Origin of the sequence: Actinokineospora guangxiensis, from assembly GCF_042657845.1 — a bacterium.
Classification (GTDB): domain Bacteria; phylum Actinomycetota; class Actinomycetes; order Mycobacteriales; family Pseudonocardiaceae; genus Actinokineospora; species Actinokineospora guangxiensis.
Genome location: NZ_JBHSKF010000009.1, coordinates 144,876 through 170,177 on the forward strand (window position 1 = coordinate 144,876; position 25,302 = coordinate 170,177).

Consider the following 25,302-nt stretch of genomic DNA (forward strand, 5'->3'; position numbering starts at 1 on the left):
CGTGGACCCCCGCGCGCCGATCGGCGTCTTCGACTCCGGTGTCGGCGGCCTGACCGTCGCCCGCGCCGTCCTCGACCAACTGCCGCACGAGCGGCTGCGCTACGTCGGCGACACCGCGAACGGCCCATACGGCCCGCTGCCGATCGCCCGGGTGCGCGCGCTGGCCATCGACATCGCCGACGAGCTGGTCGCCAGCGGGGTGAAGATGCTGGTCATCGCGTGCAACACCGCCTCGGCCGCCTGCCTGCGCGACGCGCGCGAGCGCTACGACATCCCGGTGGTCGAGGTCGTCGTCCCCGCCGTGCGGCGGGCCGTCGCGGCCACCCACACCGGGCGGATCGGCGTCATCGGCACCGAGGGCACGGTCCGCTCCCGCGCCTACGACGACGCCTTCGCCGCGGCCCCCGGCGTCGAGCTGACCTCGGCGGCCTGCCCGCGGTTCGTCGACTTCGTCGAGCGCGGCGTCACCTCCGGGCGCCAAGTCCTCGGCCTAGCCCAGACCTACCTCGAACCCCTGCAGCAGGCCGACGTCGACACCGTCGTCCTCGGCTGCACGCACTACCCGATGCTCAGCGGCCTCATCCAGGTCGTCATGGGCCCGTCGGTGACCCTGGTGTCCAGCGCCGACGAGTGCGCCAAGGACGTCTTCGCCGAGCTGACCCGCCGCGACCTGCTCACCACCGCCGCCGACGGCGAGCCCGAGCACGAGTTCCTGGCCACCGGCCCCGCCGAGCCGTTCCACCGCCTCGCCCGCCGCTTCCTCGGCCCCGAACTGGCCAGCTTCGCCCTGTCCCGCCCGTGATCCCGCTCACCGCCCGCCGTCACCGGTCCGTGTGACAGGCTGCACGGGTGCTGCTCACCGTCCTCGGCTGCTCCGGTTCCCTGCCCGGCCCCGACGCCCCGGCGTCGGGCTACCTGCTGGAGGCCGAGGGCTTCCTGATGGCCGTCGAACTCGGTCCCGGCACCCTCGCCGAGCTGCAGTCGCGCCGCGACCCGTTCCAGCTGGACGCGCTGGCCTTCTCCCACCTGCACGCCGACCACTGCTCGGACTTCGCCTCCCTGTCGGTGCTGCGCCGTTACCACCCGCGCCCCAGCCGCGACCCGCGCGCCCACCGCCTGCCGGTGCACGCCCCCTCGACGGCCCCGCACCGCTTCGCCATGGCGTACGCGACCTCGGAGGCCGAGCTGCCCGAGATCGACCACTCCGACGTCTTCGAGTTCCTGCCCTGGACCCCCGGCCCGGTCGAGATCGGCCCGTTCACCGTCCGCACCGCCGTCGCCGCCCACCCGTGCGAGGCGTACAGCATCGCCATCACCCACGACGGCCGCACGCTCGTCTACACCGGCGACACCGGGCCCAATCCGGCCCTGACCGCCCTCACCGCGGGCGCGCACGTCCTGCTCACCGAGGCCTCCTGGACCCACGCCGACGACCGCCCCGCCGACCTGCACCTCTCCGGCACGCAGGCGGGTGAACTGGCCGAAGCCGCGGGCGTCGAGCGCGCCCTGGTCACCCACATCCCGCCGTGGGCCGACGGCGAGGCGATCATGGCCGAGGTGGGCGCGACCTACTCCGGCGCCGCCGAGCGCGTCGAACAGGGCGTCACCTACACGATCTGATGCCGGGCGGGGCCGCGCGCGTGCGCCGGCTAGGCTGGCTGTCGTGGCGCGTAAGGATGGCAGGGAAGACGACCAGCTCCGCGAGATCAAGCTGACCCGCGGTTACCAGGACTGGCCCGCGGGCTCCGTGCTCGTGGAGTTCGGCAAGACGCGGGTGCTGTGCGCGGCGAGCGTCAGCGAAGGGGTTCCCCGGTGGCGCAAGGGGTCCGGGCTGGGGTGGGTGACCGCCGAGTACGCGATGCTGCCCTCGGCGACCAACACCCGCGGTGACCGCGAGTCGGTCAAGGGCCGCATCGGCGGGCGCACGCACGAGATCAGCAGGCTGATCGGGCGCTCGCTGCGCGCGTGCATCGACCTCGCCGCGATCGGCGAGAACACCATCCAGCTGGACTGCGACGTCATCCAGGCCGACGGCGGCACCCGCACCGCGGCCATCACCGGCGCCTACGTCGCGCTGGCCGACGCGGTCACCTACCTCGGGGCCAAGGGCCTGCTGAAGGACCCGCAGCCGCTGAGCTGCTCGGTCGCCGCGGTCAGCGTCGGCGTCGTGGGCGGGCGTGTGCGGCTGGACCTGCCCTACGAGGAGGACGTGCGCGCCGAGGTCGACATGAACGTCGTCGCCACCGACGCGGGCACCCTCATCGAGGTCCAGGGCACCGGCGAGGGCGCGACGTTCGCCCGCTCCACCCTCGACCGCATGCTCGACATCGCGCTGGCGGGCTGCGCCGAGATCACCCGCCTGCAGAACGCCGCGCTGGCCCAGCCCTACCCCGGCGACCTCCCGGCGGTGAAGTCGTGACCAGGGTCCTGCTCGCCTCGCGCAACGCCAAGAAGCTCGCCGAGCTGCGCCGCATCGTGGCCGCCGCGGGCCTGGGCGGCATCGAGATCGTCGGCCTCGACGACCTGCCGCCGTTCCCCGACGCCCCGGAGACGGGTGCCACCTTCGAGGAGAACGCCCTGGCCAAGGCGCGCGACGCGGTCGCGGCCACCGGGCTGCCCGCGATCGCCGACGACTCCGGCATCGCCGTGGACGCCCTCAACGGCATGCCCGGCGTCCTGTCGGCCCGCTGGTCGGGCAAGCACGGCGATGACCAGGCCAACCTGGACCTGCTGCTCGGCCAGCTCTCGGACGTGCCCGACGAGCGCCGCGGCGGCGCCTTCGTCTGTGCGGTGGCGCTGGCGCTGCCGGGTGCGGGCGGCGAGGGCGGCGAGGGCGGCACCGAGAAGGTCGTCCGCGGCGAGTGGCGCGGCACCGTGATCCGCGAGGAGCGCGGCGCGAACGGCTTCGGCTACGACCCGATCTTCGTCCCCGACGGCGATGACAAGACCTCCGCCGAGCTGACTCCCGAGGAGAAGGACGCCCGCTCGCACCGCGGCCTGGCCCTGAGCCTGCTGGTGCCGCACCTGCGCGAGCTGCTCTAGAGCACCCCGGCCAGTGCGGTGGCCCCGGCGGTCGCCGCGCTGGTGGCCTGCCGGAAGCCGGTGCCCGGCGGGTGCGAGGTCAGCAGGAGCACGAGCGTGGCCTCGCCCAGCAGACCGGTGGTGTGCGCGGTGGTCGCCCGCGCCGAGGTTCCCCAGGCCTGCTTGACCGACCACGGCCCCGCGAACGCCGACGGGATGCCGAAGTGCTGGTCGAACCCGTCCGCCGCGCGCCGCGGGGCGTCGCGCAGGGGGCTGATCAGCGACGGCGCCCGCGTGAGCAGGTGCCGGTAGACGGCCAGCAGGTCCTCGGCGCTGAGCAGCACGTTGCCCCACCGGCCCGGGATGTCCGGCCCGCCGACCCCGCTGATCCCGAGCCCGCGCGCCACCGAGCCGGGCAGCGCGTCGCTGCCCAGCTCACCCCACAGGGCGCTGGCGACGGCGTCGTCGCTCTCGCGCAGCATGCGGCTGATCCGCTCGCGCGGCACGCCCTCGCGCAGCGCCTGGATCCCGACCAGCAGCTTCACCAGCGACGCCGACTGGTAGCGCGTCCCCGCACCCGACGAGGCCAGCGTCGTGCCGCTCCCGATGTCCCACACCAGCAGGCCGACGCGCGCGCCCGGGGACACCCCGCGCACCGCGGCCACCACCCGGGAGGCGGTGTCCGCGGGCAGCGCCGGGGCCGTCCGCGGCGCGGGCGCCGCCTCGGCGGCCGTCGGGGCGGCGGTGCGCGCCGGGTCGGCGGAGCAGGGCTGGGGGAGGGCGGCCGTGGTGAGGACGGCCAGCATGGTGACGGTGACCGCGGACGCGATCAGCGACATCCCCACTCGGGCCATGGGCCCATCATGCGCCGCCGAGCGGCGGGCGGCATGCCGGACGGTCCGGTCAAACTCCCAGGTCGCGGCGCAGTTTCGCTACGTGACCGGTCGCTTTCACGTTGTACTGGGCGAGGGCGATCTTGCCGTCCGGGTCGACCACGAACGTCGAGCGGATCACGCCGGTCACCGTCTTGCCGTACATCTTCTTCTCGCCGTAGGCGCCCCACGCGGTCATCACCGCGCGGTCGGCGTCGGAGAGCATCGGGAAGGTCAGCGACTCCGCCGCCACCCACTTGGCCAGCTTGGCCTGCGGGTCCGGCGAGATGCCGAGCACCGCGTAGCCCGCGGTCGCCAGCTCGCCGAGGTTGTCGCGGAAGTCGCAGGCCTGCTTGGCGCAGCCCGGGGTCGCCGCGGCCGGGTAGAAGTAGACGATCACCGACTGGCCGCGGAAGTCGGCGAGGGACACCGGCTTGCCGTCGCTGTCGGGGAGGGTGAAGTCGGGCGCTGCGTCGCCCTGGCTGAGGCGGTCGGTCATGGGCGGCAACCTATCGCGCCCGCGCTCAGGCCTCGCCGTCGAACACGGTGACGGCCGCGGTGGCGGCCGGGTCCGGCTTGGCCACGACCCGCACGCCGGTCTTCTGCGCGGGCGCGGCGAAGGCGATCGAGAAGCGCAGCGACTGGCCGGGGGAGATCTCCTCGGCGCCCACCAGGCCGCCGTAGCCCTGGGTGGAGTCCACCACCTGCTGGGCCTTGTCCGCGCCGACGTGCGCGGTCAGGGCGAGCAGCGTCGGACGGTACGGCGCGGCGCCCTCGTTGCGGACGGTCATCTCGAAGCCGACCGCGCGGGCCACCGCCGGTGACGCCGAGGAGGTGGGCACGAACGACTGGGGCGCCGACACCGCGATCGTGAGGCCGTCGCCCAGCGCGGTCAGCTCGCCGCCCGCGGGCGCGGCGCCCGGCAGGGCGGCCCGCTCGTCGGAGGCGCCGAGCGGCGCGCGGGCGGGCGCGTCCGGCTCGGCCGCGCCGCACCCGGCCAGCACGGCCAGCGCGGCGCAGGCGGCGAGGGCACGCCTGACGGTCTGCAACGATCCACTTCCTCGGCTGTCGGGACATCGGGACACGGGGGACACAGGGGTTCGGGTTCCCACGATGTCGCCTGGAGGTCCCCGATGCCCACGCCGGAAGCCGGTTGAGTCGCACCTGCCGCCAGGCTGTGGCCGAGCCGTGATCGAGAGGCCACCAACAGTGATCGGGATCTCAGGCCGCCAGGGCGAAGAACAGCACCACGACGCCGACCGTGGCCAGCCACAGCGCGATCAGCCAGCCGAAGTCCCGCCACGGCGAGATGGCCTGGTTGTCCTCGCCGGGGACGTAGACACCGCGCTCCTCGAAGCGGTCGACCAGCCTCAGGAGCGCTCGGATCGGCCTCGGCCTGCGCACTAGCCGATGGTCCCACGGGGGATCGGGCCGGTCGCGTGGTAGGTCTTGCAGACGCCGCCGTCGAGGTCGGAGGTGACCTGGAGGACCTCGCCGCCGTCCGGGGAGGCCAGGATGGACGGGCTGAAGTTGCGGCAGCCCTCGTTGTTGACCCCGGCCACCGGCACCGGGGCCGGGAACTCGTGCCACTCGCCGTCCCCCCGGTTGATCATCAGCGTGGCGCCGTTGCCCGGGGCGTGGCGGCCGTCGGCCTCGACCAGCATCTCGCTGGCCAGCACGACCGCGCCGTCGGCGATGGTGATCGTCGGCGTGTGCCGGGGGTAGCGGTCGTGCACGGTGATGACCTGCGTGCCGAGGTCGTCGGCGGCGCCCCAGTCCCAGCCGTCGGCCGAGGTGCGCCAGTAGATGCCGCACAGGCGCAGCAGGTCGTTGTTGCAGACCTCGTAGACCATGAAGTACGAGCCGTCGGGCATCCGCCGCACGCCGACCATGCCGGGGCGGACCAGCCGGTCGCCCTCGTGGGCGATGAGGTCCTGCGGCTGGGTCCAGGTGATGCCGTCGCGGGTGCGGGTCTTGACCAGCTTCTGGTCGTGCTGGGAGCGCTCGGACTCGTCGGAGTAGTAGGCGGCCAGCCAGCCGTCCTCGGTGACCGCCAGCTCCGGCTCCCAGCCCGGCTCGTGGTTGGGGGACACGGCGATGTCGGACAGGTAGGTCCAGGTCGCGCCGTGGTCGTCGCTGCGCCAGAGCCGCTGGGAGACCCGGCGCACGCCCTTGGGGGCGTCCATGCCCGCCGTGCTCGCCCACAGCAGCGTGCCCTTCGCCAGCGCGCCGACCCGCCGGGGCAGTTCGTAGAGGGCGGCGCAGCAGGCGCCCTGGCCGGACACGCCCGCCGGGTCGGCCACCGTCGAGAGCTTGCGGAAGGACTTGCCGCCGTCGGTGCTGCGGTAGACGAGGCCGACCGCGTGGTCATCGATGCGGGTGCCGATGCTGGCCAGAACGGTGCCGTTGGCCGCGCCGGAGTGCTCCAGGCGGATGACCCTGGGGTAGCTGCTGCCGACGTCGTCCAGCAGCGTGCGGGTCGGGGTCGCTGCGGCCGGGAGGGCCGCCCCGACCAGCAGCAGGGCGGCGGCGAGCGAGCTGATCCTGCGCATGGTCAACGAGTAGGTGCGGCGCGCGCGACCCGCAACCGGGCTCACCCGATCGAGGGTGGGTCCGCCGAGCGGGGGACCCGGCGTCCACCCGCGGGCAGATGTGGGCGCACGCGGGGCGGCGTGAGACTGATCTTCATCGGCGGGAGGCCGGAAACCGAGGGAGCGCTGATGGGGATCATGAGATGGGCCGTGGTGGGCACGGCGGCTGTGCTCGTGCTGGGCACAGCGGGGGCGGCGTCGGCAGGGACGGCTGAGTCGTCCGCACGGCCGGGGCGGGTCGATCCGGCGGCCGTCCAGGCGGGCCTGGACCTGATGGCCCGCGATGGCGCCCAGGGCGTGCAGGTGCGCGTCGTGGACGGCAAGCGGACGCTGCTGTTGCGCGGCGGGACGGCGAAGGCGGGCAGCGCGCGGCCGGTGCCGCTGGACGGGCGCTTCCGGATCGGCAGCGTCACCAAGACGATCGTGGCGACGGTGGTGCTCCAGCTCGTCGGCGAGGGCCGCGTCGGCCTGGACGAGCCGGTGTCGCGGTACCTGCCGGGGCTCGTCGACGACCGGATCACGGTCCGCATGCTGCTGGGGCACACCAGCGGCCTGTTCAACTACACCGACGCCCTGCCGCTGGACAACGAGACGTTCGTCAAGGAGCGCTTCCGCCACTACCGGGCCGGTGAACTGGTGGAACTGGCGACCTCGCGGCCGCTGCTGTTCCCGCCGGGGGAGCGCTTCTCGTACTCCAACACCAACTACATCGTCGCGGGCATGCTGATCGAGGACGTCACCGGCCGTTCGTGGGAGCGCGAGGTCACCCAGCGCGTCCTGCGCCCGCTGGGCATGCGCGACACCCGCACGGGCGGCACCGTCCTTCCCGGACCGCACGCGCGCGGCTACCTTGAGGTGCGCGGGACGCTGGTCGACGTGACCGCTCTGGACTCCTCCATCGGCGGCGCCGCGGGCGGCATGATCTCCACCACCGCCGACCTGGACCGCTTCTTCAGTGCCCTGCTCGGCGGCAAGCTGCTGCGGCGGGCCGAACTGGCCGAGATGCGCGAGACGGTCTCCGGCTACGGGCTCGGCATCGCCCAGATCCCCACGCCGTGCGGCGGGGTCGCCTGGGGCCACGAGGGCGCCATCCCCGGCTACGTGACCGTCTCGCTCAGCGGCGAGCGCACCAGCGTGCACCTGTCGATCAGCACCGGCGCTGTGGCGGAGGACGGGATGGACGGTCTCAACGACGTGCTGATCGCCGCCCTCTGCCCGTAATCGCGTGGCCGCGGCCGGGGACGGGCGGTTACCGTCCCCGGCCATGAGCCACGGCAGGGAAGTGATCCGCGAGTCCGACGGCGAACTGGTGGGATACGTCCGCGAGGCGGACGGGGACCTGTGGTCCCCGCTGACCGTCTTCGGCTTCCCGCTGGGTCCGGACGCGCCCTACGAGGACGCTCGCGCGGCCGTCGAGTCGACCGGCATGGCCGCCCTCGCCGAGCCCTGGCAGTACCGCGACGCCGACGGCGAGTGGTACGCCTGCGCCATCCAGGAGGCCAACCCGGACCGCGTCCGCGTCACGATCACCGACCTCGGCCACCCTGACGCCTACCAGAGCCGCACCGTCGAGCGGCCGAGCGAGGCCCTGCGCCGCTGACCACCACAGCTCCGCGTGCCCGGTCGGGAGCCCCCGCTGTAGTGTCGTCACGACAAGCACCGCGATGACGACCGTCACCGCCGCGCTGACGCCGGTGACGGTCGTCATCCCGACTGGCCCTCCGCTGTAGACGCCGCGGCCCGGCGCGCTGCTCGGGCCGCAGGGACGGCCCGGCGACGAGCAGGGACACCGAGCCCCGCCAGAACGGCGCGAGCATCACCCACAGGTTGACCTTCCCGACGACCGAGACCCCCACCAGCGGCACGCGGTCGACTACCCGGCCACTCTGGCCCACAGCCGCCGCCTCAGCGGCAACGCCGCCAGCCGCACAGCTGACCCCGCCACCTGGGGCTCACCATGGGTGCCGCTGACCCCACTCCCACCCCCGGGCCCAGCACCCAGCCCCCGCCGTCGGCTCAGCTGACTCCGCCCCTCGGCCCTCGCCCACCTGCGCCGCTGATCCAACCTCCGCCGCAGGCACTGCTGAACCACCAACCCCACCGCCACAGGAGCCCGCCATGCCCGGCCACATCCTCACCGGCACCCCAGGCGCCGGGAAGACGTCCGTCCTGCGCCTGCTGGAGACCGAGGGCCACCCCGTCGTGGAGGAAGCCGCGACGGACGTCATCGGTCTGCACCACGCGCTCGGCGCCGAAGACCCCTGGCGCGTGCCGTCCTTCATCGACGACATCGTGCGCCTGCAGCGTCTGCGCCGCGCCGCCGCCCCGGCGGACGCCCTCCACGACCGGTCTCCGGTGTGCACCCTGGCGCTGAGCCGCTACCTGGGTTTCCCGCCCTCCGCCCTGCTGACCGAGGAGGTCGACCGCGTCCTGGCGGCAGGGCTGTACTCACCGACCGCGTTCTTGGTCCGCAACCAGGGCTTCATCCACAACACCGCCGCCCGCCGGATCAGCTTCGCCGACTCGCTGGAGTTCGAGCGGCTCCACGAGCAGACCTACCGGGACCTGGGGTTTCACCTGGTCGAGGTCCCCGCGGGCGCGCTGCGCGAGCGAGCCGCGGTGATCCGGCGGACGGTCGGGCCACGCCGCTGAGCCGGTGGTGGGGCCGGAGAGACTCGAACTCTCACTGGCACGGACCTAAACCGTGTGCCTCTGCCAATTGGGCTACGGCCCCCGAGTGGTAGCCCGGTCAGCCTACTGGCATGGCCCATGCGGAAGAGAAACCACCGGTGATCTACCGTGGGGCAAGCACCGCTTGAGGAGGACCTGTGGCCCGCGACCCCGAGACCATCCAGCGCGAGATCGAGAAGGCGCGCGACGCGCTCGCGGTGACCCTGGACCGACTGGGGGAGAAGGCCAGCCCGCAGCGGGTGGTGGACAGCGCGAAGGCGAGCGCGCGCTCGACGCTGGACGACCCCAAGGTGAAGTACGCCCTGATCGGGGTCGGTGTCGTGGTGGGCCTGCTCGTCGTGCGGAGCCTGTTCCGCTAGACCTCGGCGGGCTATCCCGTGGCCGCGGGGGACTTCGCGGGCGCGGGCTTGGCCGCGGGCTCGGCCGTCCTGGCGGCGGGGGCCGCGGCAGGCGGCTCGGCGCCGGATTCCGGCTGGGTCTCGCCGGTGGTCTCGGACGGGCGGGCCAGGCGGGCGGCCAGGTAGGCCTGGGTGAACTCGAAGGCGTCGCCGTCCAGGGTGTGGACCACCGTGCGGACGTCGTCGTCGGGGACGAGTTCGTCGACCAGCTGGTCGGCGGCATCGCGGGCGGCGATGAGGCCGGGCGCGGTGGCGGTGCGGGTCTCGCCCTTGGCGGTCACCTCGACGGTCCAGTCGTCCCCGTCAGGGGTGTAGTTGGCCATGATCGGCTCGAACATCGCGTACCTCGCTTCTCGGCGGTCCTCGGGTCGAGGGACGATCCGCCAGCTTCTTTATGACGCACTTAACCCGTTTGGCTGCCGTCCTGCTCGCTGAATGGTGAAGTCAGGCCGGACAACCGGTCCCAAAGATCACCCAGAAGGGTTATTGCGGTCGATTAGTCCGCTGAGGCCGTGCCAGAGCGACATGATCAGGTACTCGGCGGCCTCGTCCGCCCCCATCTCCTCCTGGGCGACGTACCACAGCGACAGCCGCTCGCACGCCCCGACGACGACCTGGGCCGCCGCCTCCAGGGCCCGCTGCGGCGCGTCCGGCAGGAACGAGCGGAACAGCATCACGTCGATCTCGACCTGCTGGCGCCTGCCGGCCTCGACCTCCTCGGCCGCGGCGGGCCCGGCCGCGGCGGCCTCGCCGCTGAGTAGCAGCGCCCACGCCCTGCGGTGCGAGTCGGCGAAGGTGAGGAAGGCCCGCAGGCCGCGGCGCAGGGCCTCCTCCGGGGTGTTCGCCCCGACCGCCGCCTTGGTGGTGACCTCGGCCAGTTCGGCCCGCGCCGCCCGGATGCAGGCGACGAGCAGGCCCTCCTTGGAGCCGAAGTACTCGTAGATCATCGGCTTGGAGACCCCGCACCGCTCGGCGATGTCGTCCACCGAGGTCGCCAGGTAGCCGCGCTCGCTGAAGATCTCCTCGGCGATCTGGAGCATCTGCCGCTCGCGCTCGGCGCGCGGCATGCGCTTGCGCGGCTGGTCGGCGGTGCTCCCGGCGGTGGTCACGAAATCCAGTCTACCGGAGGTAACCTACTCGCGGTAAGCTGGACTTCCGGTAACACTTACGGGAGGGCTCGCATGGGCAAAGTCATCCACACCGGCGTGGTGGTCGTCGGCACCGGGTTCTCCGGCATGGGCATGGCGATCGAGCTGCGCAGGCAGGGCCGCGACGACTTCGTCGTGCTGGAGAAGGCGGGCGACTTCGGCGGCACCTGGCGCGACAACACCTACCCGGGGTGCGCCTGCGACATCCAGTCCCACATGTACTCCTTCTCCTTCGAGCAGAAGGCGGACTGGACGCGCTCCTTCGCCCCGCAGCCGGAAATCTGGGCCTACCTGCGCCAGGTCGCCGACAAGTGGGGCCTGCGCCGCTTCACCCGCTTCCACTGCGAGGTCGCGGGCGCCCGCTGGGACGCCGACGAGGCCCGCTGGCACGTGGCCACCAAGGCAGGCGACACCTACGTCGCCCAGTACCTCGTCGCGGGCATCGGCGCGCTGCACCTGCCGTCCATCCCGGAACTGCCCGGCATCCAGAACTTCCGCGGCAAGACGTTCCACTCCGCCCAGTGGGACCACAACTACGACCTCACCGGCAAGCGCGTCGCCGTCGTCGGCACCGGGGCCAGCGCGATCCAGTTCGTCCCGCGGATCGCCAAGCAGGTCGAGCACCTGACGCTGTTCCAGCGCACCGCGGCCTGGGTGATGCCCAAGGCCGACCACGCGATGCCGAAGTGGACGCAGAAGGCGTTCGCCACCGTCCCCGGCGTCCAGCGCGCCTACCGCGGCTTCCTGTACTGGATCAACGAGGTCCGCGCCGTCGGCTTCAACGGCCACACCGGCGTGCTCAAGACCGCGTCCAAGCTGGCCGCCTGGAACATCCGCCGCTCGGTCAAGGACGCCGAGACCGTGCGCAAGCTGACCCCCGACTACGTCATGGGCTGCAAGCGCGTCCTGGTCTCCAACGACTACTACCCGACCTTCAACCAGTCCAACGTCGACCTCGACACCTCCGGCGTCGCCGAGGTGCGCGAGAACAGCGTGCTCACCAAGGACGGCCGCGAGATCGAGGTCGACGCCATCGTCTACGGCACCGGCTTCCACGTCACCGACGCCTTCGACTACCTCGACATCACCGGCCGCGACGGCCAGGACCTCGCCAAGACCTGGAGCGAGCGGGGCATCAACACCTACAAGGGCATCACCGTCAACGGCTTCCCGAACCTGTTCTTCCTCCTCGGGCCCAACACCGGCCTCGGCCACAACTCCGTGGTGTTCATGATCGAGGCGCAGATCCGCTACATCGCCGACGCGATGCGCGTGGTGGAGACGGCGGGCGGGCAGTCCATCGAGGTCCGCAAGGGCGCCCAGGAGCGCTTCAACGCCGAGATCCAGCGCAAGCTCGCCGACGGGGTGTGGACGAAGGGCGGCTGCGCCAGCTGGTACCTGGACTCCCAGGGCCTCAACCGGACCATCTGGCCGGGCTTCACCTGGCGCTACTGGCTGCAGACCCGGGCGGTCGACCCGGCCGCCTACGAGGTCGTCGGCCACCGGCGGGCGCCCGCTCGCGCCGTCGGATGACCCGCTGACCGTTCGGCCCGGGTAATTCGGCCGGGCCGAACTGCCCGCCACCGGGTTTCGGCGCTTCGCCGCCGGAACCGGCCGCTCACCGTCTCACCGGGCCACGCCGCGCTCCCCGCCGCGACACTGGCGGCGAGCCGGTGGGCGGCGCCCGGTGCGCCGCGTTTCTTCGTCGGGGCCGGTGGTGGGGAGAACGACATGGACAGCACGATGGACGGCAAGGCGATCGTCGTCACGGGGGCGGGCCGCGGGCTGGGGGCGGCCTTCGCCGAGTACCTGGCCGCTTCCGGGGCGGGCGTGGTGGTCAACGACGTCGACGGCGACGTGGTCGCCGACGTGGTCGAGCGGATCAGGACCAGGGGCGGGGCGGCGGTGCCGAGCGTGGGGTCGGTCGCCGACCCCGAGCAGGCCGAGGAGATCGTGGAGACGGCGGTGCGCGAATTCGGCGTGCTGCACGGGCTGGTCAACAACGCCGGGCTCCAGTACACGGCCACGCCGTGGGAGGACGACGCGGGGCGCGCCCGCGAGCTGGTCGAGGTGAACGTGCTCGGCGTGATCAACGTCGGGCTGGCCGCGGTCGCCAGGATGCGCGGCTTCGGCGGCGGCGCGATCCTCAACGTGTCCTCCGGCGCGCTGCTGGGCCAGCGCGGGCTGGGCGTCTACGCGGCCACCAAGGGCGCGGTGGCGTCGCTGACCTGGTCGTGGGCCCTGGACCTGGAAGAGGACGGGATCAGGGTCAACGCGCTGTGCCCGAAGGCCTACACCCGCATGGTGCGGCAGTCGCCGAGGGCGGCGGAGCTGTCCAAGCCGACCGAGACGCCAGACCGGGTCGCGCCGGTGGTGCGCTTCCTGCTGTCGGACCGGGCCGCCGGGATCACCGGGCAGGTCGTGCGCTGCACCGGCACCCAGCTGCACCTGCTCGGGCACCCCTACTTCAAGCAGCCGGTGCTGGAGCGCGACGAGTGGGACCTGGCGTCGGTGGAGCGGGCCTTCGCCGAGGTGCTCGGCGGTGCGCTGGAGCCCTACGGCCTGGAGCGGCGGCAGCCGCCTCCCCTGCGCGAGTGGGTCCTCGCGTGAGTCCGGTCACGTTGCCCGCGGCGATCATGCCCGTCAGCATCGAACTGGGCGGTGGCGTCGCTGGACTCCGCCGTTCGGCGGCGTCGGCGGCCTCTCCCCGGACTACGGTGGACAGGTGCCGCGCGGCGGTGCGGAACCCGGTCGCGGCTCCCGCGTCCAGAACTGGGACGAGGGGAGGTGCCGATGGGATACGGGACCGAGGTGGGCTTCACCAGTCGCGGCTCATCGGATGCTCCTTTCCCGTCGGAGTCGTCCACAGGCGACGCGCCCGCGGTCGACGGTCCGGAAAGCCCGGTCGGCCGGGCCGACTCTGATGGTGGGCCCGCCACCCCGCACAACGACGGGGCCCCGGTCGAGGTCACCAGTCGCGGCTCATCGGACACTCCTCCCGAGGCGTCCACAGCGGACCCGGCAGCCACCGCGGATTCGGCCAACAGTGTGACGGACCGGCCGGGCCCGCGTCACGCGCGCAGGCCCAGCCTGTCCGACCTGCCCGCACCGGCCCGCGGCTACGTCCTGGCCTTCGAGGCGATCACCCTGGCCACGGCCTGCTGGGCCACGCTCACCGCCGCATCGGCCGACTCGCTGGACTGGCTGCGCTTCACCGTCCTGGTCGCCGCGGGCGCCACTCACCGCTGGCTCTCGCGGCGCACCGAGGAAACCCGCCGCGACCAGGCGGCGAGCGGTCCGCACATGGACACCAGCGTCGTGTGGATCCTGCCGGGCATGGTGCTGCTCCCGGCGTGGATGGCGGTCGTCGCCCTCATCCTGCTGCGCGTGCAGCTCTACCCGGTCGCCCGCAGACCCCTGTACCGCTACACCTTCGGCACGGCGGGCATCCTGCTGGCCGCGCTCGCGTCGATGGCCGTCATCCGGTTGGCGGGGGTGTCGGTCGACGCGGCGTTCGGCGTGGGGGACGCCGTGGCCCTCGCCGGGGCGGGGGCGGCGTACTTCCTGGTCAACGCCTTCGCCATCGCCGGAGTGATCGCCCTGTCGAGCAAGTCGGCCACCTGGGAGCAGGTGGCGGGCAGCCGCCGAGACAACCTCGGCGGCGCGTTGATGGTGTGCTTGGCCGTGATCGCCGCGCTCGCCACGGCGCACGCATGGATGGCTCCGCTGTTCCTGGTTCCGCTGCTGGCAGCGCTGGACTGGGGCGCGCTGCAGATCGAGACGGCTCGGGGGGACGCGCGCACCGATCACAAGACGCAGCTGCTCAACAGCCGGGGGTGGTTGGAGGCTGCCGCGCGCGAGGTGGTCCGGGCTCGGCAGGTGGCGGTGGCGGTGATCGATCTGGACCACTTCAAGCAGGTGAACGACACGTGGGGGCATCCGGCGGGTGACGCCGTGCTGCGCGCGGTCGGGTCCGTTCTGCGGGAGTCGACCCGGCACGGGGACGTGGTGGGGCGCTTCGGCGGGGAGGAGTTCGTGTTGCTGCTGCCGGACACGGACGCGGCGGCGGCGGTGGCGGTGGCTGAGCGGGTGCGGCAGGGGATCGCGTCGATGCGGGTGGAGGCGGCGGACAAGCGGGGGCGGCGGGTGATGATCGGGGGGCGGACCACGTCGATCGGGATCGCTGCCGGTGGCGGGTCTGGGGTGGAGTTGGAGAGGTTGTTGAGGGCTGCGGATGCGGCGTTGTATGAGGCCAAGCAGCAGGGGCGGGACCGGATTCGGACGGCTGGGTGATCGCGGTTCCGCGGTGGGGTGCGGTGATCGCGGTTCCGTTGTTGGCGCGTGGGCGGGGTGGGTGTCCGATGGGTTGGGGAGTGGGCGGGCGGTTATCGCGCCAGCATGTCCAGGTAGTGCTGGTTGTACATGATGCCCAGGACGTTGCCGAAGGGGTCGGTCACCGAGGCGGTGGTGAAGCCGGGGCCGCGGTCGGTGGGTGGGAGGTGGGGGGTCGCGCCGAGGGCCAGCAGGCGGGTGTGGGTGGTGTGGACGTCGTCGACGGCCCAGTAGATCAGGGCGCCGCCGGGGGTGGGGGAGAAGTGGCGGCGGTTGAGGATGCCCAGTTCCGCTTGGTGGTCGCCGATGCGGAACTCGACGTAGGCGGGGACGCCGTCATCGAACTCGCGGTGGAAGTAGGGGGCGGTGCCCAGGAACTCGGTGTACCAGGCGACCGCCGCGGGGACGTCGTCGGCGAAGTAGTTGACGGTGGCGAAGCCTCGCAGCATTGGTCTGTCCTCTCTCGTGGTGACTCCCATGCTCGCGGTTAAAGTGCTCACCGTCTGAGCACTTTCTGAAGGGCTTCTCGATGCGTGCGGATCGACTGGTGGCGGCGTTGCTGCTCATGCAGGCCCGGGGGCGGGTGAGCGCCGCCGAGGTGGCGGCTGAGCTAGAGGTGTCGGTGGCCACCGCTCGCCGCGACCTGGAGGCGCTGTCGGCCGCGGGCATTCCCGTCTACCCGCAGCGCGGCCGCGGTGGTGGGTGGTCGCTGGTCGGTGGGGCGCGGACCGACCTGACCGGGTTGTCCGCGGTGGAGGCGCGGGCGCTGTTCCTGCTCATCGGCCCCTCCGCCGCGTCTCCGGAGGCGAAGGCCGCGCTGCGCAAGCTGGTCCGCGCCCTGCCCGCCACCTTCCGGGCGGACGCGGAGGCCGCCGCGGCCGCCGTCGCCGTCGACCCGACGCCGTGGGGGGAGCGGGACCGGGAGCGGTCGCCGTTGGTGGGGCGGCTGCAGGACGCCGTCGTGCGCCGCGAGCGCATCCGCATCGGGTACACCGACCGGACGCGGCAGCGTGGTGAGCGCGTCGTGGACCCGTGGGGGTTGGTCGACAAGGACGACGTCTGGTACCTGATCGCCGGGACGTCGAAGGGGCGGCGGACCTTTCGCGTCGACCGGATCTCCGGGGTGGTGGCGACCGGGGAGGCGGCCGAGCGGCCCGCGGACTTCGCCGTGGGTGAGGCGTGGCGGGAGGTCGTCGGCGACGTGGAGCGGCGGCGGTCGCGGACCTGGGCCACCGTCGGCATCGCGCCGCGGTTCGTGCCGATCCTGCGTGACCACTTCGGACGGCACTGCCACGTCGACGACCCGGACGCGGCGCGCGTGCGGGTGGGCGCGCCGACGCCGCTGGACATCGCGCGCCAGCTGGCGGGATGGGGTGACGCCGTGGAGGTGCTGGAGCCCGAGCCGGTGCGCGCGGAGCTGGCGCGCATCGGCGCGGAGCTGTCGGCCCGGTACGGCTGAGGACGCCCGCGGGGAAGCGGGCGTCCTCAGCGCGCACTACGGTCGGGCGGTCGTCAGCGTGGAGCTGCCCGAGCCGCTGTAGGCGAGCACCACCCAGCGGTAGTAGCCCGGGCTCCCGTTGTAGGACACCGCCTCCGAGGCCGCCGGGGTCGTCCCGCCGGCCACCGAGGTCCAGGCCGAGCCGGACCAGCGCTGCGGGTACAGGTCGAAGTCGGCGCCCGACGGTCCGGTCAGACACGCACGGTGGGTGCCCGAGGACGTCGACTGGTAGAAGCTGCCGTTCGGCTGGATCTGCCTGCCGCCACCGGCCACCGAGCCCGTGTACGGGGTGGTCGACCCGAAGCGCGCCCCCCGGGCAGCCCTGCCGCCGCGGCGAAGCGCCTGGCTTCGGCGGTCGCGCCCGGCGTGGCCGAGACGACGACCGAGTTGGCGGTGACGTCCACCCGCCAGCCCACCAGCGTGCGCGGCGCGGTGGCAGCCGGGCGTCGAGCGCCGCCTTGGGCGAGTCCAGTGTGGACTCACTGCGGGCGGCCATGCCGACGGTGGCGCCCTCGGCGCGCGCGGCGGTGGTCTCCGTGGCGAGGCGGATGGTGGCCTGCTCGGCGGTCAGGCCGAGGTCACGCTGCATGGCGGTGTGCATGGCCAACTGGATGGCTGCCACCCGGGTAGGCAGGTGGACACACGCTGTTCAGTGGATTCGGACGCGGGTAATAGCACTTGTCCATAGCGTCCGGGGGATGCTCAGATCGCGGCGCGGTCGGTCTCCACGCCGAACATCGGGAAGCGCTCCAGGAAGCCCGAGTACCGCGGCCGCCGCGAGATGACGTCCTGGTAGGCCGCCCCCGCCAGCTTCACCAGCTGGTCGGCGAAGGAGGCGCAGGCGCTGTCGGGGTGCCAGCCGACGAGGTTGCGCCAGCGCAGCGGGTTGCCCGCGATCGGGACCGGCACGACGCCGGGCATCTCGCGGAACATCGGCTGGCAGAGCACGACGGCGTCGCCCGCCTCCACCATGTCGATGCAGGTGACCACGTCGGTCTCGTACAGCGTGCGCGGGGTGAAGCCCGAGCGCGCGCAGGCGGCGGCGAAGCACTCGGCGAAGCAGCCGTCGCCGGGCGTGGCGCCCCACTGCTCGCCCGCCAGCGCCGACAGCTCGACCTCGGCCTTGTCCGACTCGGGGTGTTCGGTGGACAGCAGCACGAACACCGGGTCGGTGCCCAGGGTGCGCCAGCTCAGGCCGGGCTGGGCGGGCGGCGGCGCGTCGCCGCAGACGCCGGCGAGGACGTAGTCCACGCGGCCGTCGGCGAGCATGGCGGCCAGCTCCTCCGAGGACCACGAGACGTGCGTGGTGACCTCCAGCTCCGGGTGCGCGGCGTTGAGCTGGTGCACCAGGCCGCCGAGCATGGGCCCGGTGGCCGAGCCCAGCCGCAGCCGGGCCGGGGTGTCACCGGGCAGCGCGCTGCTGTTGGCGAAGCGGGCGGCCTCCTCGCGCAGGCCGGAGACCGCGGGCAGCAGCAGCTTCGCCCTGGCGAGCACCAGCTCGCCGAGCGGGGTCGGGCGCGCGCCGCGGCGGTCGCGCTCGAACAGCGGGCCGCCGAGGGCGCGCTCGATGCGGTGGAGCTGGGCGGTCAGCGCGGGCTGGGCGAGTCCGAGCGCCGATGCGGCCTTGGTGATGCTGCCCGCCTCGGCGACGGCGCAGATGATTTTGAAGTGGCGCAGCTCCAGCTCCATGGGGCAACGCTAAGCCCGGCGCACCCATTGGCCAAGTCCCAACGCTGCCACGTGACCAGGTTGAGCCCCGCTGCGCAAAAGCGTCTGGTCTTGATTGAAGATGCGCACTAATGTGCATTTCTGAACAAGGAGGGTCGGTTGTACTACGCGCTGCGCTTCCAGGTGCTGCCCGGACCGGGCGTCCCCGACGACGCCGCCAGGGTCGTGGACTTCTGCGACGCCAACGGGATCGGCGAGGTCGTGCTGATCACCAACGCCGAGGAGCACTTCACCGGGGTCGGCGCGGACGAGGACCGCTGGTTCGACACCGTCGCCGCCGCCGTGCCCGTGCTGCGCGCGGGCGGGCTGGCGGTCAGCCTCAACCCGTGGACCACCGTCGGCCACGCCGACCGGGGCCGCCGCGACCGCCGCGGCTTCGCGCCCATGGTGTCCCCGCTCGGCGAGGTCGCCGCCGCGCAGGCGTCCTTCGCCTGCCCGCGCTGGCGCTCCTGGCTGGCCGCGCACTACGGCCGCTACGCCGCACTGGGCCTGCGCGTGCTGTGGCTGGAGGACGACTTCCGCTTCCACAACCACGCCCCGCTGTCCTGGGGCGGCGGCTTCGAGCCGCCGATGCTGGAGCGCTTCGCCGCGCTGGCGGGCGAGCGCGTCGGCCGCGCCGAGCTGGTCGCCGCGATCACCGCGCCGGGACGGCCGCACCCGTGGCGCGCGCTGCTGGCGCGCACCTGGTTCGAGGCGCAGTTGGAGGCCGTCGACGCGGTGCGCGAGGCCGTCGCGGGCCGCTCGGCGCTCGGCCTGATGAGTTCCACGCTCGGCGTCGCCTCCGTGGAGGGCCGCGACTGGCGGCGGCTGCTCGCCGCACTCGGACCCGGCGCCGTCCACCGGCCGCACTACGCCCCCTACGGCGACGCCGTCGGCCGGGAGCTGGCCTGGTCGGTGGCGATGCTGGAACTCCAGCGACCGCTGCGGCCCGAGGGCGTGGAAGTCGCCCCGGAGGTGGAGAACTATCCGTTCACCGCCTGGTCCAAATCCGACACCCAGACCTGGTCGGAGATGGTGGCCTGCGCGCTGTCCGGCGCGGACGGCCTGCTGCTCGACGTCGTCCCCTTCACCGCGGGCTCGCCCGAGCGCTTCCCCGCCGTCGGCGCGCTGCTGCGCGACTCCCGGCCCGCGCTGGAGTTCTGCGCGGGCCCGGCCGAGACCGTCGGCGTGGGCATCCCCTGGTACGGCGACGCCGCCCAGCACGTCCACGCCGACGGGACCCTGGACTCGCTGGCGCTCGACGCCACCCGGGCCGCCCGCTACCTGCTCACCAACGGTGTCCCCGTCCGCGCGGGCAGCGCGCCCGCCACCGCCGTCTTCGGCCTGCTGGCCCGCGCCGTCCCCGACACCGCCCTGCCCGCCCTGCTCGCGGGCGGCCTGCTGCTCGACGGCGTCGCCGCCGCGATCCTCACCGAGCGCGGGGCCGACCTCGGCGTCACCGTGCACGAGGTCGTCGACCGCGCCTCGGCGCTCTACTCGGTCGCCGAAGGGCGCGGCCGCACCTCGGTCAACCAGCAGCCCGCGCTCGCCCGGCTGCACGCCGGACCGTCGGCCGAGGTGCTCAGCACCGTCCGCACGCCCGACGGCGCGTACTGGGGCGACGCGCTGGTGCTGTCGGAGACCCCGCAGGGCGGGCGGGTCGCGGTGCTGGCCGCCACCGCGCCCGAGGACCTGCCCGGCTCCGACGAGCACCAGGCCGACCTGCACGCCGCCGTCGCCCACCTCGACCCCGGCATCCCCCTCGTCACCGGCGGCCCGCACCTGATCCCGCACGCCGCCCTGGTCGGCGGCAGGCTCAGGGTCGCGGTGGCCAACGGCTCCGCCGACCCCGCCACGCCGCGGGTGAGCGTCCCCGACCCGGCCACCACGACCCTGCTCGCCCCGCTGCGACCGCCCGGACCCGCCGGGCCGGTGCCGCACCGGGGGTGGGTTGTTTGGCAGTGGTGATCACCCGATCGGCGCAACTTCGCCGGAACCGCGTAATGCGGGCCGGGTTCGGCACTTCCGTTCACATCCGGCGGAAGGGACCAGGCGTGCACATCGACGCGGCCGTCTACCAGCGCGTGCTCGGCGACGAGCTGCGCAAGGCGCGCAAGCAGCGCGGGTGGACGCGCAAGGAGCTGAACGACCGTCTGCAGACCGAGATATCCCTGCAAACCCTCGCCACCTACGAGCTGGGCACCAGACAGTGCACAGTGGTCCGCTTCGTCGAGCTGTGCCTGGCGCTCGACGAGCAGCCGCACGAGCTGATCTCCCGGGTCCACGACCGCGTCTTCGCCGGGACGCCGGTCGGCCGCGCCCACGTCGACCTGCGCCGCGTCGTGCGCGACGGGCGCCCCGAGCTGTCCCCGCTGCGCCGCTGGGCCGCCGGGCGCCTGGCCGCCCACGTCGGCCCCGAGCCGCCCGTCGTGCACCTCGACATCGCCGCCCTCGACCGGCTCGCCGAGCTGTGCGGCCTGGAGGTCACCGAGCTGATCGCCCGGCTGCGCCCGCTCAGCGTCCCCGACCCCGACGCGCGGTGACCAGCCACGCCGCCGACCCGTAGAGCACGCCGCCATCGGTGAGGTGCGCGGCGACATCGGCGCGCAGGGCGGCGAACACGCGGGCCTTCAGCTCCTCGTCGTAGTCGGCGGTCACCGGGCCGAAGTGGGCGCTGAGGTACTCGTAGGCCTCGTCCACCGTGTCGCCGAAGCACATCGGCTCACGCACCTCGCGCAGCGCGACGTCCTCGAACCCGGCCGCCCCCACCACCTCCCGCACGCGCTCGGGGTCGCTGAGGGAGAACGGGCTCGGCGCGTGCGCGGGCGGCTCGGCGATCGGCCGCCAGCCCGCCAGCGCCGCGTGCACCGCGGTGCGGAACTCGTTGCGCTTCTGGGCCTGCCAGGTGATCAGCGCCAGTCGCCCGCCGGGCTTGAGCGCCGAGGCGATGTTGGCGAAGGCGGCCACCGGGTCGGCGAAGAACATCGACCCGTGCCTGCTGATCGCCACGTCGTAGGCCGCGGGCGGGAAGGGGTGCACCTGCGCGTCGCCCTGGACGAACTCGACGTCGTCCACCGTCTCCTCGGCCGCGCTGCGCCGGGCCAGGTCGAGCATCGAGGCGGAGAGGTCGACCCCCGTCGCGCGCGCCCCGCGACGGGCCGCCGCCCGCGTTGTCGCCCCGGTGCCGCAGCCGATGTCGAGTACCGCGTCGCCCGCGCCGACCTCGACGACCAGGTGCGGGAGGTAGCCCGCCGAGGCGCGGTCCAGCTGTGCCGCCCACCGCACCCAGAACTCGCCCATCGGCCCGTCCCAGTCCGCGCGCTGCGCGGCGTTGCCCGGATCGATCTCCACGGCCTTGTCCCCCATCGTTGTCCCCCATCGTTCTTGCCCGTCGTTCTCCTGCGGGCCTACGGTCGCGCGAACGCCGCCAGCAGCGCGCGCACGTGCGCTTCCTCGGGCACCGCCAGCTCGGCGAAGACGACCAGCGCCGCGCGCCAGTCCGCCACCGCGCCGGGCAGGTCGCCGGAGACCTGGCGGACCAGCGCGCGCACGTGCCGCGCCCGGCCGCGGGCCAGCCGCTGGCCCGCCCGCTCGGTCACCGCCAGGCTCTGTTCGGCGAAGTCGGCCGCCGCCGTGACCTCGCCCGCGTCCAGGAACCCGTGCGCCAGCTCGGTCAGCGCGCGGCCCTCCAGCAGCCGCATGCCGGTGTCGCGCATCAGCGCCAGCGCCGCCATGCCGTCGCGGATCGAGGACTCCAGGTCGCCGGTGCGGCGGGAGAGCACGCACAGTCCCGTCAGGACCGACGCCTCGCCGTAGCCGAAGCGGATCTCCCTGGCCAGCGCCAGCGCCTCCTGGTAGTGCCGGGCCGCCTCCGACCACTCGCCGGTGCGCTGCTGGATGGTGGCCAGCACGTCCAGCGCCGAGACCTCGTGCCTGCGCTCGCCCAGCTGCCTGGCCAGGTCGAGGGCGACCCGCACCCCCGCTGCGCTCTCGGTGAACTCGCCCTTGTCCAGGCCGGTCTCGGCCAGGCAGATCAGCATGGCCACCTCGCCGTGGCGGTAGCCGTAGCGCCTGCACACCGCCAAGGCGCGCTCGTAGCACTCGGCGGCCCGGCGCAGGTCGCCCAGCGCCCAGTAGGCCAGGCCGAGCCCCTGCGCGGCGGCGCCCTGCACCTGCCGGTGGTCGATGCTGGTGGAGAGCTCCAGCGCCTCCTGGTGCCGCTCGATGGCCGCCTCCGGCCTGCCCAGCGACAGCGCCACCGCGCCGGTGTAGTGCAGCGCCGCGGCCTCGCCCCTGCGGTTGCCGATCGCCCGGTTGATCGACAGCGCTTCCTCGTAGTAGGCCTCGGCCTGCGCGGGCTGGCCCAGCTGCGAGTAGGCGCGGCCCAGGTTGTGCAGCGCCGCCGCCTCCACGACCCGGTTGCCGGTGCCGCGGCTGAGCTCCAGCGCCCACCGGTGGTGCTCGACGGCGGAGGCGTAGTCCGACAGGTTGCAGTGCACCAGGCCCAGCAGGTCGTGCACGGACGCCTCGGCGTCCACGTCGCCCTCGGCGCGGGCCGCGGTCAGCGCCGCCGCGGCGGCCACCACGCCGTCCGCGCCGCCGCCGCGGTTGGCGAAGTAGCCGCGCATCGCCTCGGCGAAGCGCCACGAGTGCGCGGGCAGCCCGATCTCCGGCGCGGCGACGGTGGCGGCGACCAGGTTCGCGCGCTCCTCGTCCAGCCACGCCAGGGCCGAGGACTCCGTGCCCGGCATGGCGTCGGTGTGCGCGCCGGTCTGCCACAGCACCGCGCTGTGCGCGCGGATCTCATCGATGTAGTGGTCGAACAGCCGCTCCAGCGCCGAGATCCGCTCGCGCGCGGTGTCCTCGTCCTCGGCGCGGCTGCGCGCGTACTCGCGCAGCAGGTCGTGGAAGGCGTGGCGGCCCGCCGCGGACTCGCGGATCAGGTTGCCCTGCACCAGCACGCCCACCAGCCGGGTCGTCGCCGCCGGGGCCAGCCCGGCCAGCGCCGCGGTCGCCGCCAGGTCGACGTCGACGCCGGGGACCAGGCCCAGCAGCCGAAACAGCCTGCGCGCGGGCGGCACCAGCTTGTCGTAGGACAGGTCGAAGGCGGCCCGCACGGCCGCGGACTCGTCGCCGGCCACCGCCAGCCCGCTCAGCCTGCCCCTGGCGCGCAGCTCCCTGGTGTGGTCGGCGACGCTGTCGCCCGGGCGCACGGCCAGGTTCGCGCCCGCGATGCGCAGCGCCAGCGGCAGGTGCCCGCAGGTGTCGGCCAGCTCGGCGGCCGCCCTGGCCTCCCGGCGCGCCCGGCCCGCCCCCAGCAGGCCGCCGAGCAGGTCGACCGACTCCGCCGGGGCCAGCACGTCCAGCGGCACCGAGTGCGCGCCGTCGCGCGCGGTCAGCCCGGTGAGCCGGTCGCGGCTGGTCACCACGACGAAGCAGCCGGGGGCGCCGGGCAGCAGCGGACGCACCTGCTCGGCCGCGGCGGCGTTGTCCAGCAGCACCAGCACCCGCTTGCCGGCCAGCATCGTGCGGTACAGGCCGATCGCCTCGTCGCCGTCGACCGGCACCCGCTCCGGCGGCACGCCCAGCGCGTGCAGGAACCGCACCAGCACCTCGTGGGTGGACGGCGGCGTGCGCGAGGCGTAGCCGCGCAGGTCGACGCTGAGCTGCCCGTCGGGGAAGCGGTCGCGCACCCGGTGCGCCCAGTGCACCGCCAGCGCCGTCTTGCCGACACCCGCCGCGCCCGAGACCACCGCCACCACCGGGCTCGCCTGCCGGTCCGGGGCGGGCAGCAGCGCGCCGAGGCGGGCCACCGCGGCGGCGCGGCCGACGAAGCCCGGCGGGTCCGGCGGCAGCTGCGCGGGAGCGCGCTGCGCCGCCGGGCCGGGCTCGGAGGCGCGCAGCACCCGCAGGTGCGCGGCCCTGACCTCGGCGCCGGGCTCCACGCCCAGCTCGTCGCCGAGGCGGGCCCGCAGGTCGGCGAACACCCGCAGCGCCGCGGCCTGCTCGCCGGTCCCGGCCAGCGCCAGGATCAGCCGCGCGTGCAGGCCCTCGTGCAGCGGCTCGTCCCGCACCAGCGGGCGCACCCGCTCGACGGCCTGCGCCGGGCTGCCCAGCGCCATCGCCAGGTCGGCGTGGGCGAGGGCGGCCTGGCGCCTGCGGATCGTCAGCGCCACCGCCGACGGGTGCCCGCGCAGCCTGCTGCCCAGGTCGGCGAGCACGGCGCCGCGCCACAGGCCCAGTGCCCGGTCGTAGAGGCCCAGGGCGGCGGCGGGGTCGGTGTGGGCGCGGGCCTCGGCGCGGGTCACCAGGTCGTCGAAGGCGACCGCGTCGACCTGGTCGGGCACGGCGAGCAGGTAGCCGCCGGGCACCGACGCGATCGCGGTGCGGTTGCGCCTGCTGGCCGAGACCAGGGCCCGCCGCAGCCGGGAGATGTAGGTGTGGACCAGGCCGTGGCAGGAGTCCGGGGGCCGCTCGCCCCACAGCACGTCCACGATCTCCTCGCGGCGCACCGGCTGGTTGGCCCGCAGCGCCAGCAGGCCCAGCAGGGTGCGCTGCTTGAACGCGCCCAGCTCGACGTCGTCGCCGCCCTGCTGCACCCGCAGCTCGCCGAGCACCTTCACCGACAGCCGGGCGCTGGGCTGCTCGCCCGCCCCCGCGCGCCTGGTCAGCTCCTCGGGGTCGACGCCGACCGCGGCGGCCAGCCTGCGCACCGAATCCGGCCGGGGGCGCCCCACGGAACCGCGCTCGATGTAGCGCAGCGCACGTACGCTGACCCCGGAGCGCTCGGCCAGCTCCTGCTGGGTGAGCCGGGCCCGCAGCCGGTGCGCGCGCAGCACCTCGCCGATGTACGCGGCACGGCCGGCCATGGCTCCCCCTCCGATCGACAACTTGCCGCAAGGCGCTGGTGAAAAGTTGCCGGTTCGCTCATCCTAGGGCATTCCCGGCGAGCATTGGTGCAGGTAGACCGCACCCTTGCTGGACAACCTCCAGTTAACACCGAGTACAGGCCTGTTGCCAGCCGCGCGCACTAGCCTGGTGCGG

At 73.9% G+C, this 25,302-nt stretch carries 26 protein-coding genes, 1 tRNA gene and 1 pseudogene; 14 read left to right on the forward strand and 14 right to left on the reverse strand.

The genetic code is table 11. The features are described 5' to 3' along the window. Position 1: 1 nt before the first annotated feature. From murI to rdgB, 4 genes are read left to right on the forward strand one after another with little or no spacing between them, the layout of a single operon-like run. The gene (gene murI / locus ACFPM7_RS18205) at positions 2 to 802 is read left to right on the forward strand and encodes a glutamate racemase (protein ID WP_378248834.1); all 801 of its coding nucleotides are present in this window, start codon (positions 2 to 4) and stop codon (positions 800 to 802) included. Positions 803 to 849: 47 nt separating this feature from the next. Beyond that, positions 850 to 1,620, forward strand: coding sequence for an MBL fold metallo-hydrolase (locus ACFPM7_RS18210; protein ID WP_378248835.1), 771 nt, complete (start codon positions 850 to 852; stop codon positions 1,618 to 1,620). 43 nt (positions 1,621 to 1,663) lie between these two features. Further along, complete coding sequence (gene rph, locus ACFPM7_RS18215) at positions 1,664 to 2,419, forward strand: ribonuclease PH (RefSeq protein WP_378248836.1); 756 nt, start codon at positions 1,664 to 1,666, stop codon at positions 2,417 to 2,419. Then, on the forward strand, positions 2,416 to 3,042 hold the full coding sequence (gene rdgB / locus ACFPM7_RS18220; RefSeq protein WP_378248837.1) for an RdgB/HAM1 family non-canonical purine NTP pyrophosphatase: 627 nt from the start codon (positions 2,416 to 2,418) through the stop codon (positions 3,040 to 3,042). Before rph ends, rdgB begins: the two co-directional genes overlap by 4 nt. Here rdgB and ACFPM7_RS18225 read toward each other — a convergent pair. The 5 genes from ACFPM7_RS18225 to ACFPM7_RS18245 form a co-directional block, all read right to left on the reverse strand. Further along, positions 3,039 to 3,875 carry a hypothetical protein gene (locus ACFPM7_RS18225; protein ID WP_378248838.1) on the reverse strand — a complete coding sequence of 279 codons (837 nt, stop codon included), beginning with the start codon at positions 3,873 to 3,875 and terminating at the stop codon, positions 3,039 to 3,041. The two genes, rdgB and ACFPM7_RS18225, sit on opposite strands and share 4 nt — an antisense overlap. A gap of 49 nt (positions 3,876 to 3,924) precedes the next feature. Then, the gene (gene bcp / locus ACFPM7_RS18230; protein ID WP_378248839.1) at positions 3,925 to 4,392 is read right to left on the reverse strand and encodes a thioredoxin-dependent thiol peroxidase; all 468 of its coding nucleotides are present in this window, start codon (positions 4,390 to 4,392) and stop codon (positions 3,925 to 3,927) included. A gap of 25 nt (positions 4,393 to 4,417) precedes the next feature. Next, positions 4,418 to 4,942 (reverse strand): hypothetical protein, encoded by a 525-nt coding sequence (locus tag ACFPM7_RS18235; RefSeq protein WP_378248840.1) that lies wholly within the window; start codon positions 4,940 to 4,942, stop codon positions 4,418 to 4,420. A gap of 172 nt (positions 4,943 to 5,114) precedes the next feature. Then, complete coding sequence (locus ACFPM7_RS18240) at positions 5,115 to 5,297, reverse strand: hypothetical protein (protein ID WP_378248841.1); 183 nt, start codon at positions 5,295 to 5,297, stop codon at positions 5,115 to 5,117. Further along, positions 5,297 to 6,490 (reverse strand): sialidase family protein, encoded by a 1,194-nt coding sequence (locus ACFPM7_RS18245; RefSeq protein ID WP_378248842.1) that lies wholly within the window; start codon positions 6,488 to 6,490, stop codon positions 5,297 to 5,299. Before ACFPM7_RS18245 ends, ACFPM7_RS18240 begins: the two co-directional genes overlap by 1 nt. 123 nt (positions 6,491 to 6,613) lie before the next feature. Here ACFPM7_RS18245 and ACFPM7_RS18250 point away from each other — a divergent pair, with 123 nt between their 5' ends. The 3 genes from ACFPM7_RS18250 (at position 6,614) to ACFPM7_RS18260 (ending at position 9,136) form a co-directional block, all read left to right on the forward strand. Then, on the forward strand, positions 6,614 to 7,705 hold the full coding sequence (locus ACFPM7_RS18250; protein WP_378248843.1) for a serine hydrolase domain-containing protein: 1,092 nt from the start codon (positions 6,614 to 6,616) through the stop codon (positions 7,703 to 7,705). A 43-nt stretch (positions 7,706 to 7,748) separates the two neighbouring features. Continuing rightward, a complete protein-coding gene (locus tag ACFPM7_RS18255; protein ID WP_378248844.1) occupies positions 7,749 to 8,084 on the forward strand; it encodes a hypothetical protein in 336 nt (111 codons plus the stop codon). Positions 8,085 to 8,602: 518 nt separating this feature from the next. Continuing rightward, on the forward strand, positions 8,603 to 9,136 hold the full coding sequence (locus ACFPM7_RS18260; protein ID WP_378248845.1) for an ATP/GTP-binding protein: 534 nt from the start codon (positions 8,603 to 8,605) through the stop codon (positions 9,134 to 9,136). A gap of 5 nt (positions 9,137 to 9,141) precedes the next feature. On the opposite strand, the gene ACFPM7_RS18265 is transcribed toward ACFPM7_RS18260, so the two are convergent. Further along, positions 9,142 to 9,218: transfer RNA gene (locus ACFPM7_RS18265), tRNA-Leu, on the reverse strand. 94 nt (positions 9,219 to 9,312) lie between these two features. On the opposite strand from ACFPM7_RS18265, the gene ACFPM7_RS18270 reads away from it, so the two are divergent. Then, positions 9,313 to 9,534 (forward strand): DUF3618 domain-containing protein, encoded by a 222-nt coding sequence (locus ACFPM7_RS18270; RefSeq protein WP_378248846.1) that lies wholly within the window; start codon positions 9,313 to 9,315, stop codon positions 9,532 to 9,534. A gap of 11 nt (positions 9,535 to 9,545) precedes the next feature. Here the strand turns inward: ACFPM7_RS18270 and ACFPM7_RS18275 are convergent, their stop codons facing one another. After that, entirely contained in the window at positions 9,546 to 9,911 is a 366-nt protein-coding gene (locus ACFPM7_RS18275) for a lipocalin/fatty acid-binding family protein (protein ID WP_378248847.1), read from the reverse strand. A 132-nt stretch (positions 9,912 to 10,043) separates the two neighbouring features. Then, positions 10,044 to 10,682 carry a TetR/AcrR family transcriptional regulator gene (locus tag ACFPM7_RS18280; RefSeq protein ID WP_378248848.1) on the reverse strand — a complete coding sequence of 213 codons (639 nt, stop codon included), beginning with the start codon at positions 10,680 to 10,682 and terminating at the stop codon, positions 10,044 to 10,046. Positions 10,683 to 10,754: 72 nt separating this feature from the next. Here ACFPM7_RS18280 and ACFPM7_RS18285 point away from each other — a divergent pair, with 72 nt between their 5' ends. The 3 genes from ACFPM7_RS18285 to ACFPM7_RS18295 all read left to right on the forward strand — a co-directional run bounded on the left by ACFPM7_RS18285 (position 10,755) and on the right by ACFPM7_RS18295 (position 15,014). Continuing rightward, positions 10,755 to 12,254, forward strand: a complete 1,500-nt coding sequence (locus ACFPM7_RS18285; protein ID WP_378248849.1) for a flavin-containing monooxygenase — start codon at positions 10,755 to 10,757, stop codon at positions 12,252 to 12,254. A gap of 198 nt (positions 12,255 to 12,452) precedes the next feature. Further along, on the forward strand, positions 12,453 to 13,331 hold the full coding sequence (locus tag ACFPM7_RS18290) for an SDR family NAD(P)-dependent oxidoreductase (RefSeq protein ID WP_378248850.1): 879 nt from the start codon (positions 12,453 to 12,455) through the stop codon (positions 13,329 to 13,331). A gap of 183 nt (positions 13,332 to 13,514) precedes the next feature. Next, on the forward strand, positions 13,515 to 15,014 hold the full coding sequence (locus tag ACFPM7_RS18295; RefSeq protein ID WP_378248851.1) for a GGDEF domain-containing protein: 1,500 nt from the start codon (positions 13,515 to 13,517) through the stop codon (positions 15,012 to 15,014). A gap of 92 nt (positions 15,015 to 15,106) precedes the next feature. On the opposite strand, the gene ACFPM7_RS18300 is transcribed toward ACFPM7_RS18295, so the two are convergent. Further along, complete coding sequence (locus ACFPM7_RS18300) at positions 15,107 to 15,502, reverse strand: VOC family protein (protein ID WP_378248852.1); 396 nt, start codon at positions 15,500 to 15,502, stop codon at positions 15,107 to 15,109. Between the two features lie 80 nt (positions 15,503 to 15,582). Here ACFPM7_RS18300 and ACFPM7_RS18305 point away from each other — a divergent pair, with 80 nt between their 5' ends. Continuing rightward, positions 15,583 to 16,512 carry a helix-turn-helix transcriptional regulator gene (locus ACFPM7_RS18305; protein ID WP_378248853.1) on the forward strand — a complete coding sequence of 310 codons (930 nt, stop codon included), beginning with the start codon at positions 15,583 to 15,585 and terminating at the stop codon, positions 16,510 to 16,512. 36 nt (positions 16,513 to 16,548) lie between these two features. Here ACFPM7_RS18305 and ACFPM7_RS18310 read toward each other — a convergent pair whose 3' ends face one another. The 3 genes and pseudogenes from ACFPM7_RS18310 to ACFPM7_RS18320 form a co-directional block, all read right to left on the reverse strand. Next, positions 16,549 to 16,824, reverse strand: coding sequence for a hypothetical protein (locus ACFPM7_RS18310; RefSeq protein WP_378248854.1), 276 nt, complete (start codon positions 16,822 to 16,824; stop codon positions 16,549 to 16,551). Further along, positions 16,743 to 16,979, reverse strand: a pseudogene (locus ACFPM7_RS18315) (alpha-lytic protease prodomain-containing protein); the annotation flags it as partial. The pseudogene ACFPM7_RS18315 and the gene ACFPM7_RS18310, both read right to left, overlap by 82 nt. Before the next feature lie 274 nt (positions 16,980 to 17,253). Next, on the reverse strand, positions 17,254 to 18,240 hold the full coding sequence (locus ACFPM7_RS18320) for a LysR family transcriptional regulator (protein WP_378248855.1): 987 nt from the start codon (positions 18,238 to 18,240) through the stop codon (positions 17,254 to 17,256). Between the two features lie 138 nt (positions 18,241 to 18,378). On the opposite strand from ACFPM7_RS18320, the gene ACFPM7_RS18325 reads away from it, so the two are divergent. Further along, complete coding sequence (locus ACFPM7_RS18325; protein ID WP_378248856.1) at positions 18,379 to 20,226, forward strand: hypothetical protein; 1,848 nt, start codon at positions 18,379 to 18,381, stop codon at positions 20,224 to 20,226. Between the two features lie 86 nt (positions 20,227 to 20,312). Further along, a complete protein-coding gene (locus ACFPM7_RS18330) occupies positions 20,313 to 20,801 on the forward strand; it encodes a helix-turn-helix transcriptional regulator (RefSeq protein ID WP_378248857.1) in 489 nt (162 codons plus the stop codon). Here ACFPM7_RS18330 and ACFPM7_RS18335 read toward each other — a convergent pair. Together ACFPM7_RS18335 and ACFPM7_RS18340 are read right to left on the reverse strand one after the other, a co-directional pair. Continuing rightward, the gene (locus ACFPM7_RS18335) at positions 20,773 to 21,624 is read right to left on the reverse strand and encodes a class I SAM-dependent methyltransferase (RefSeq protein ID WP_378248858.1); all 852 of its coding nucleotides are present in this window, start codon (positions 21,622 to 21,624) and stop codon (positions 20,773 to 20,775) included. The genes ACFPM7_RS18330 and ACFPM7_RS18335 overlap by 29 nt on opposite strands. 41 nt (positions 21,625 to 21,665) lie before the next feature. Next, a complete protein-coding gene (locus ACFPM7_RS18340) occupies positions 21,666 to 25,127 on the reverse strand; it encodes a tetratricopeptide repeat protein (protein WP_378248859.1) in 3,462 nt (1,153 codons plus the stop codon). Between the last annotated feature and the right edge of the window lie 175 nt (positions 25,128 to 25,302).

What these genes read in the sequence shown, in the direction of transcription:
- ACFPM7_RS18225 (WP_378248838.1), bottom strand. Translation starts at nt 3,875, where the DNA reads ATGGCCCGAGTGGGGATGTCGCTGATCGCGTCCGCGGTCACCGTCACC.
- bcp (WP_378248839.1), bottom strand. Translation starts at nt 4,392, where the DNA reads ATGACCGACCGCCTCAGCCAGGGCGACGCAGCGCCCGACTTCACCCTC.
- ACFPM7_RS18250 (WP_378248843.1), top strand. Translation starts at nt 6,614, where the DNA reads ATGGGGATCATGAGATGGGCCGTGGTGGGCACGGCGGCTGTGCTCGTG.
- ACFPM7_RS18255 (WP_378248844.1), top strand. Translation starts at nt 7,749, where the DNA reads ATGAGCCACGGCAGGGAAGTGATCCGCGAGTCCGACGGCGAACTGGTG.
- ACFPM7_RS18260 (WP_378248845.1), top strand. Translation starts at nt 8,603, where the DNA reads ATGCCCGGCCACATCCTCACCGGCACCCCAGGCGCCGGGAAGACGTCC.
- ACFPM7_RS18275 (WP_378248847.1), bottom strand. Translation starts at nt 9,911, where the DNA reads ATGTTCGAGCCGATCATGGCCAACTACACCCCTGACGGGGACGACTGG.
- ACFPM7_RS18285 (WP_378248849.1), top strand. Translation starts at nt 10,755, where the DNA reads ATGGGCAAAGTCATCCACACCGGCGTGGTGGTCGTCGGCACCGGGTTC.
- ACFPM7_RS18290 (WP_378248850.1), top strand. Translation starts at nt 12,453, where the DNA reads ATGGACAGCACGATGGACGGCAAGGCGATCGTCGTCACGGGGGCGGGC.
- ACFPM7_RS18295 (WP_378248851.1), top strand. Translation starts at nt 13,515, where the DNA reads ATGGGATACGGGACCGAGGTGGGCTTCACCAGTCGCGGCTCATCGGAT.
- ACFPM7_RS18300 (WP_378248852.1), bottom strand. Translation starts at nt 15,502, where the DNA reads ATGCTGCGAGGCTTCGCCACCGTCAACTACTTCGCCGACGACGTCCCC.
- ACFPM7_RS18305 (WP_378248853.1), top strand. Translation starts at nt 15,583, where the DNA reads ATGCGTGCGGATCGACTGGTGGCGGCGTTGCTGCTCATGCAGGCCCGG.
- ACFPM7_RS18320 (WP_378248855.1), bottom strand. Translation starts at nt 18,240, where the DNA reads ATGGAGCTGGAGCTGCGCCACTTCAAAATCATCTGCGCCGTCGCCGAG.
- ACFPM7_RS18335 (WP_378248858.1), bottom strand. Translation starts at nt 21,624, where the DNA reads ATGGGGGACAAGGCCGTGGAGATCGATCCGGGCAACGCCGCGCAGCGC.
- ACFPM7_RS18340 (WP_378248859.1), bottom strand. Translation starts at nt 25,127, where the DNA reads ATGGCCGGCCGTGCCGCGTACATCGGCGAGGTGCTGCGCGCGCACCGG.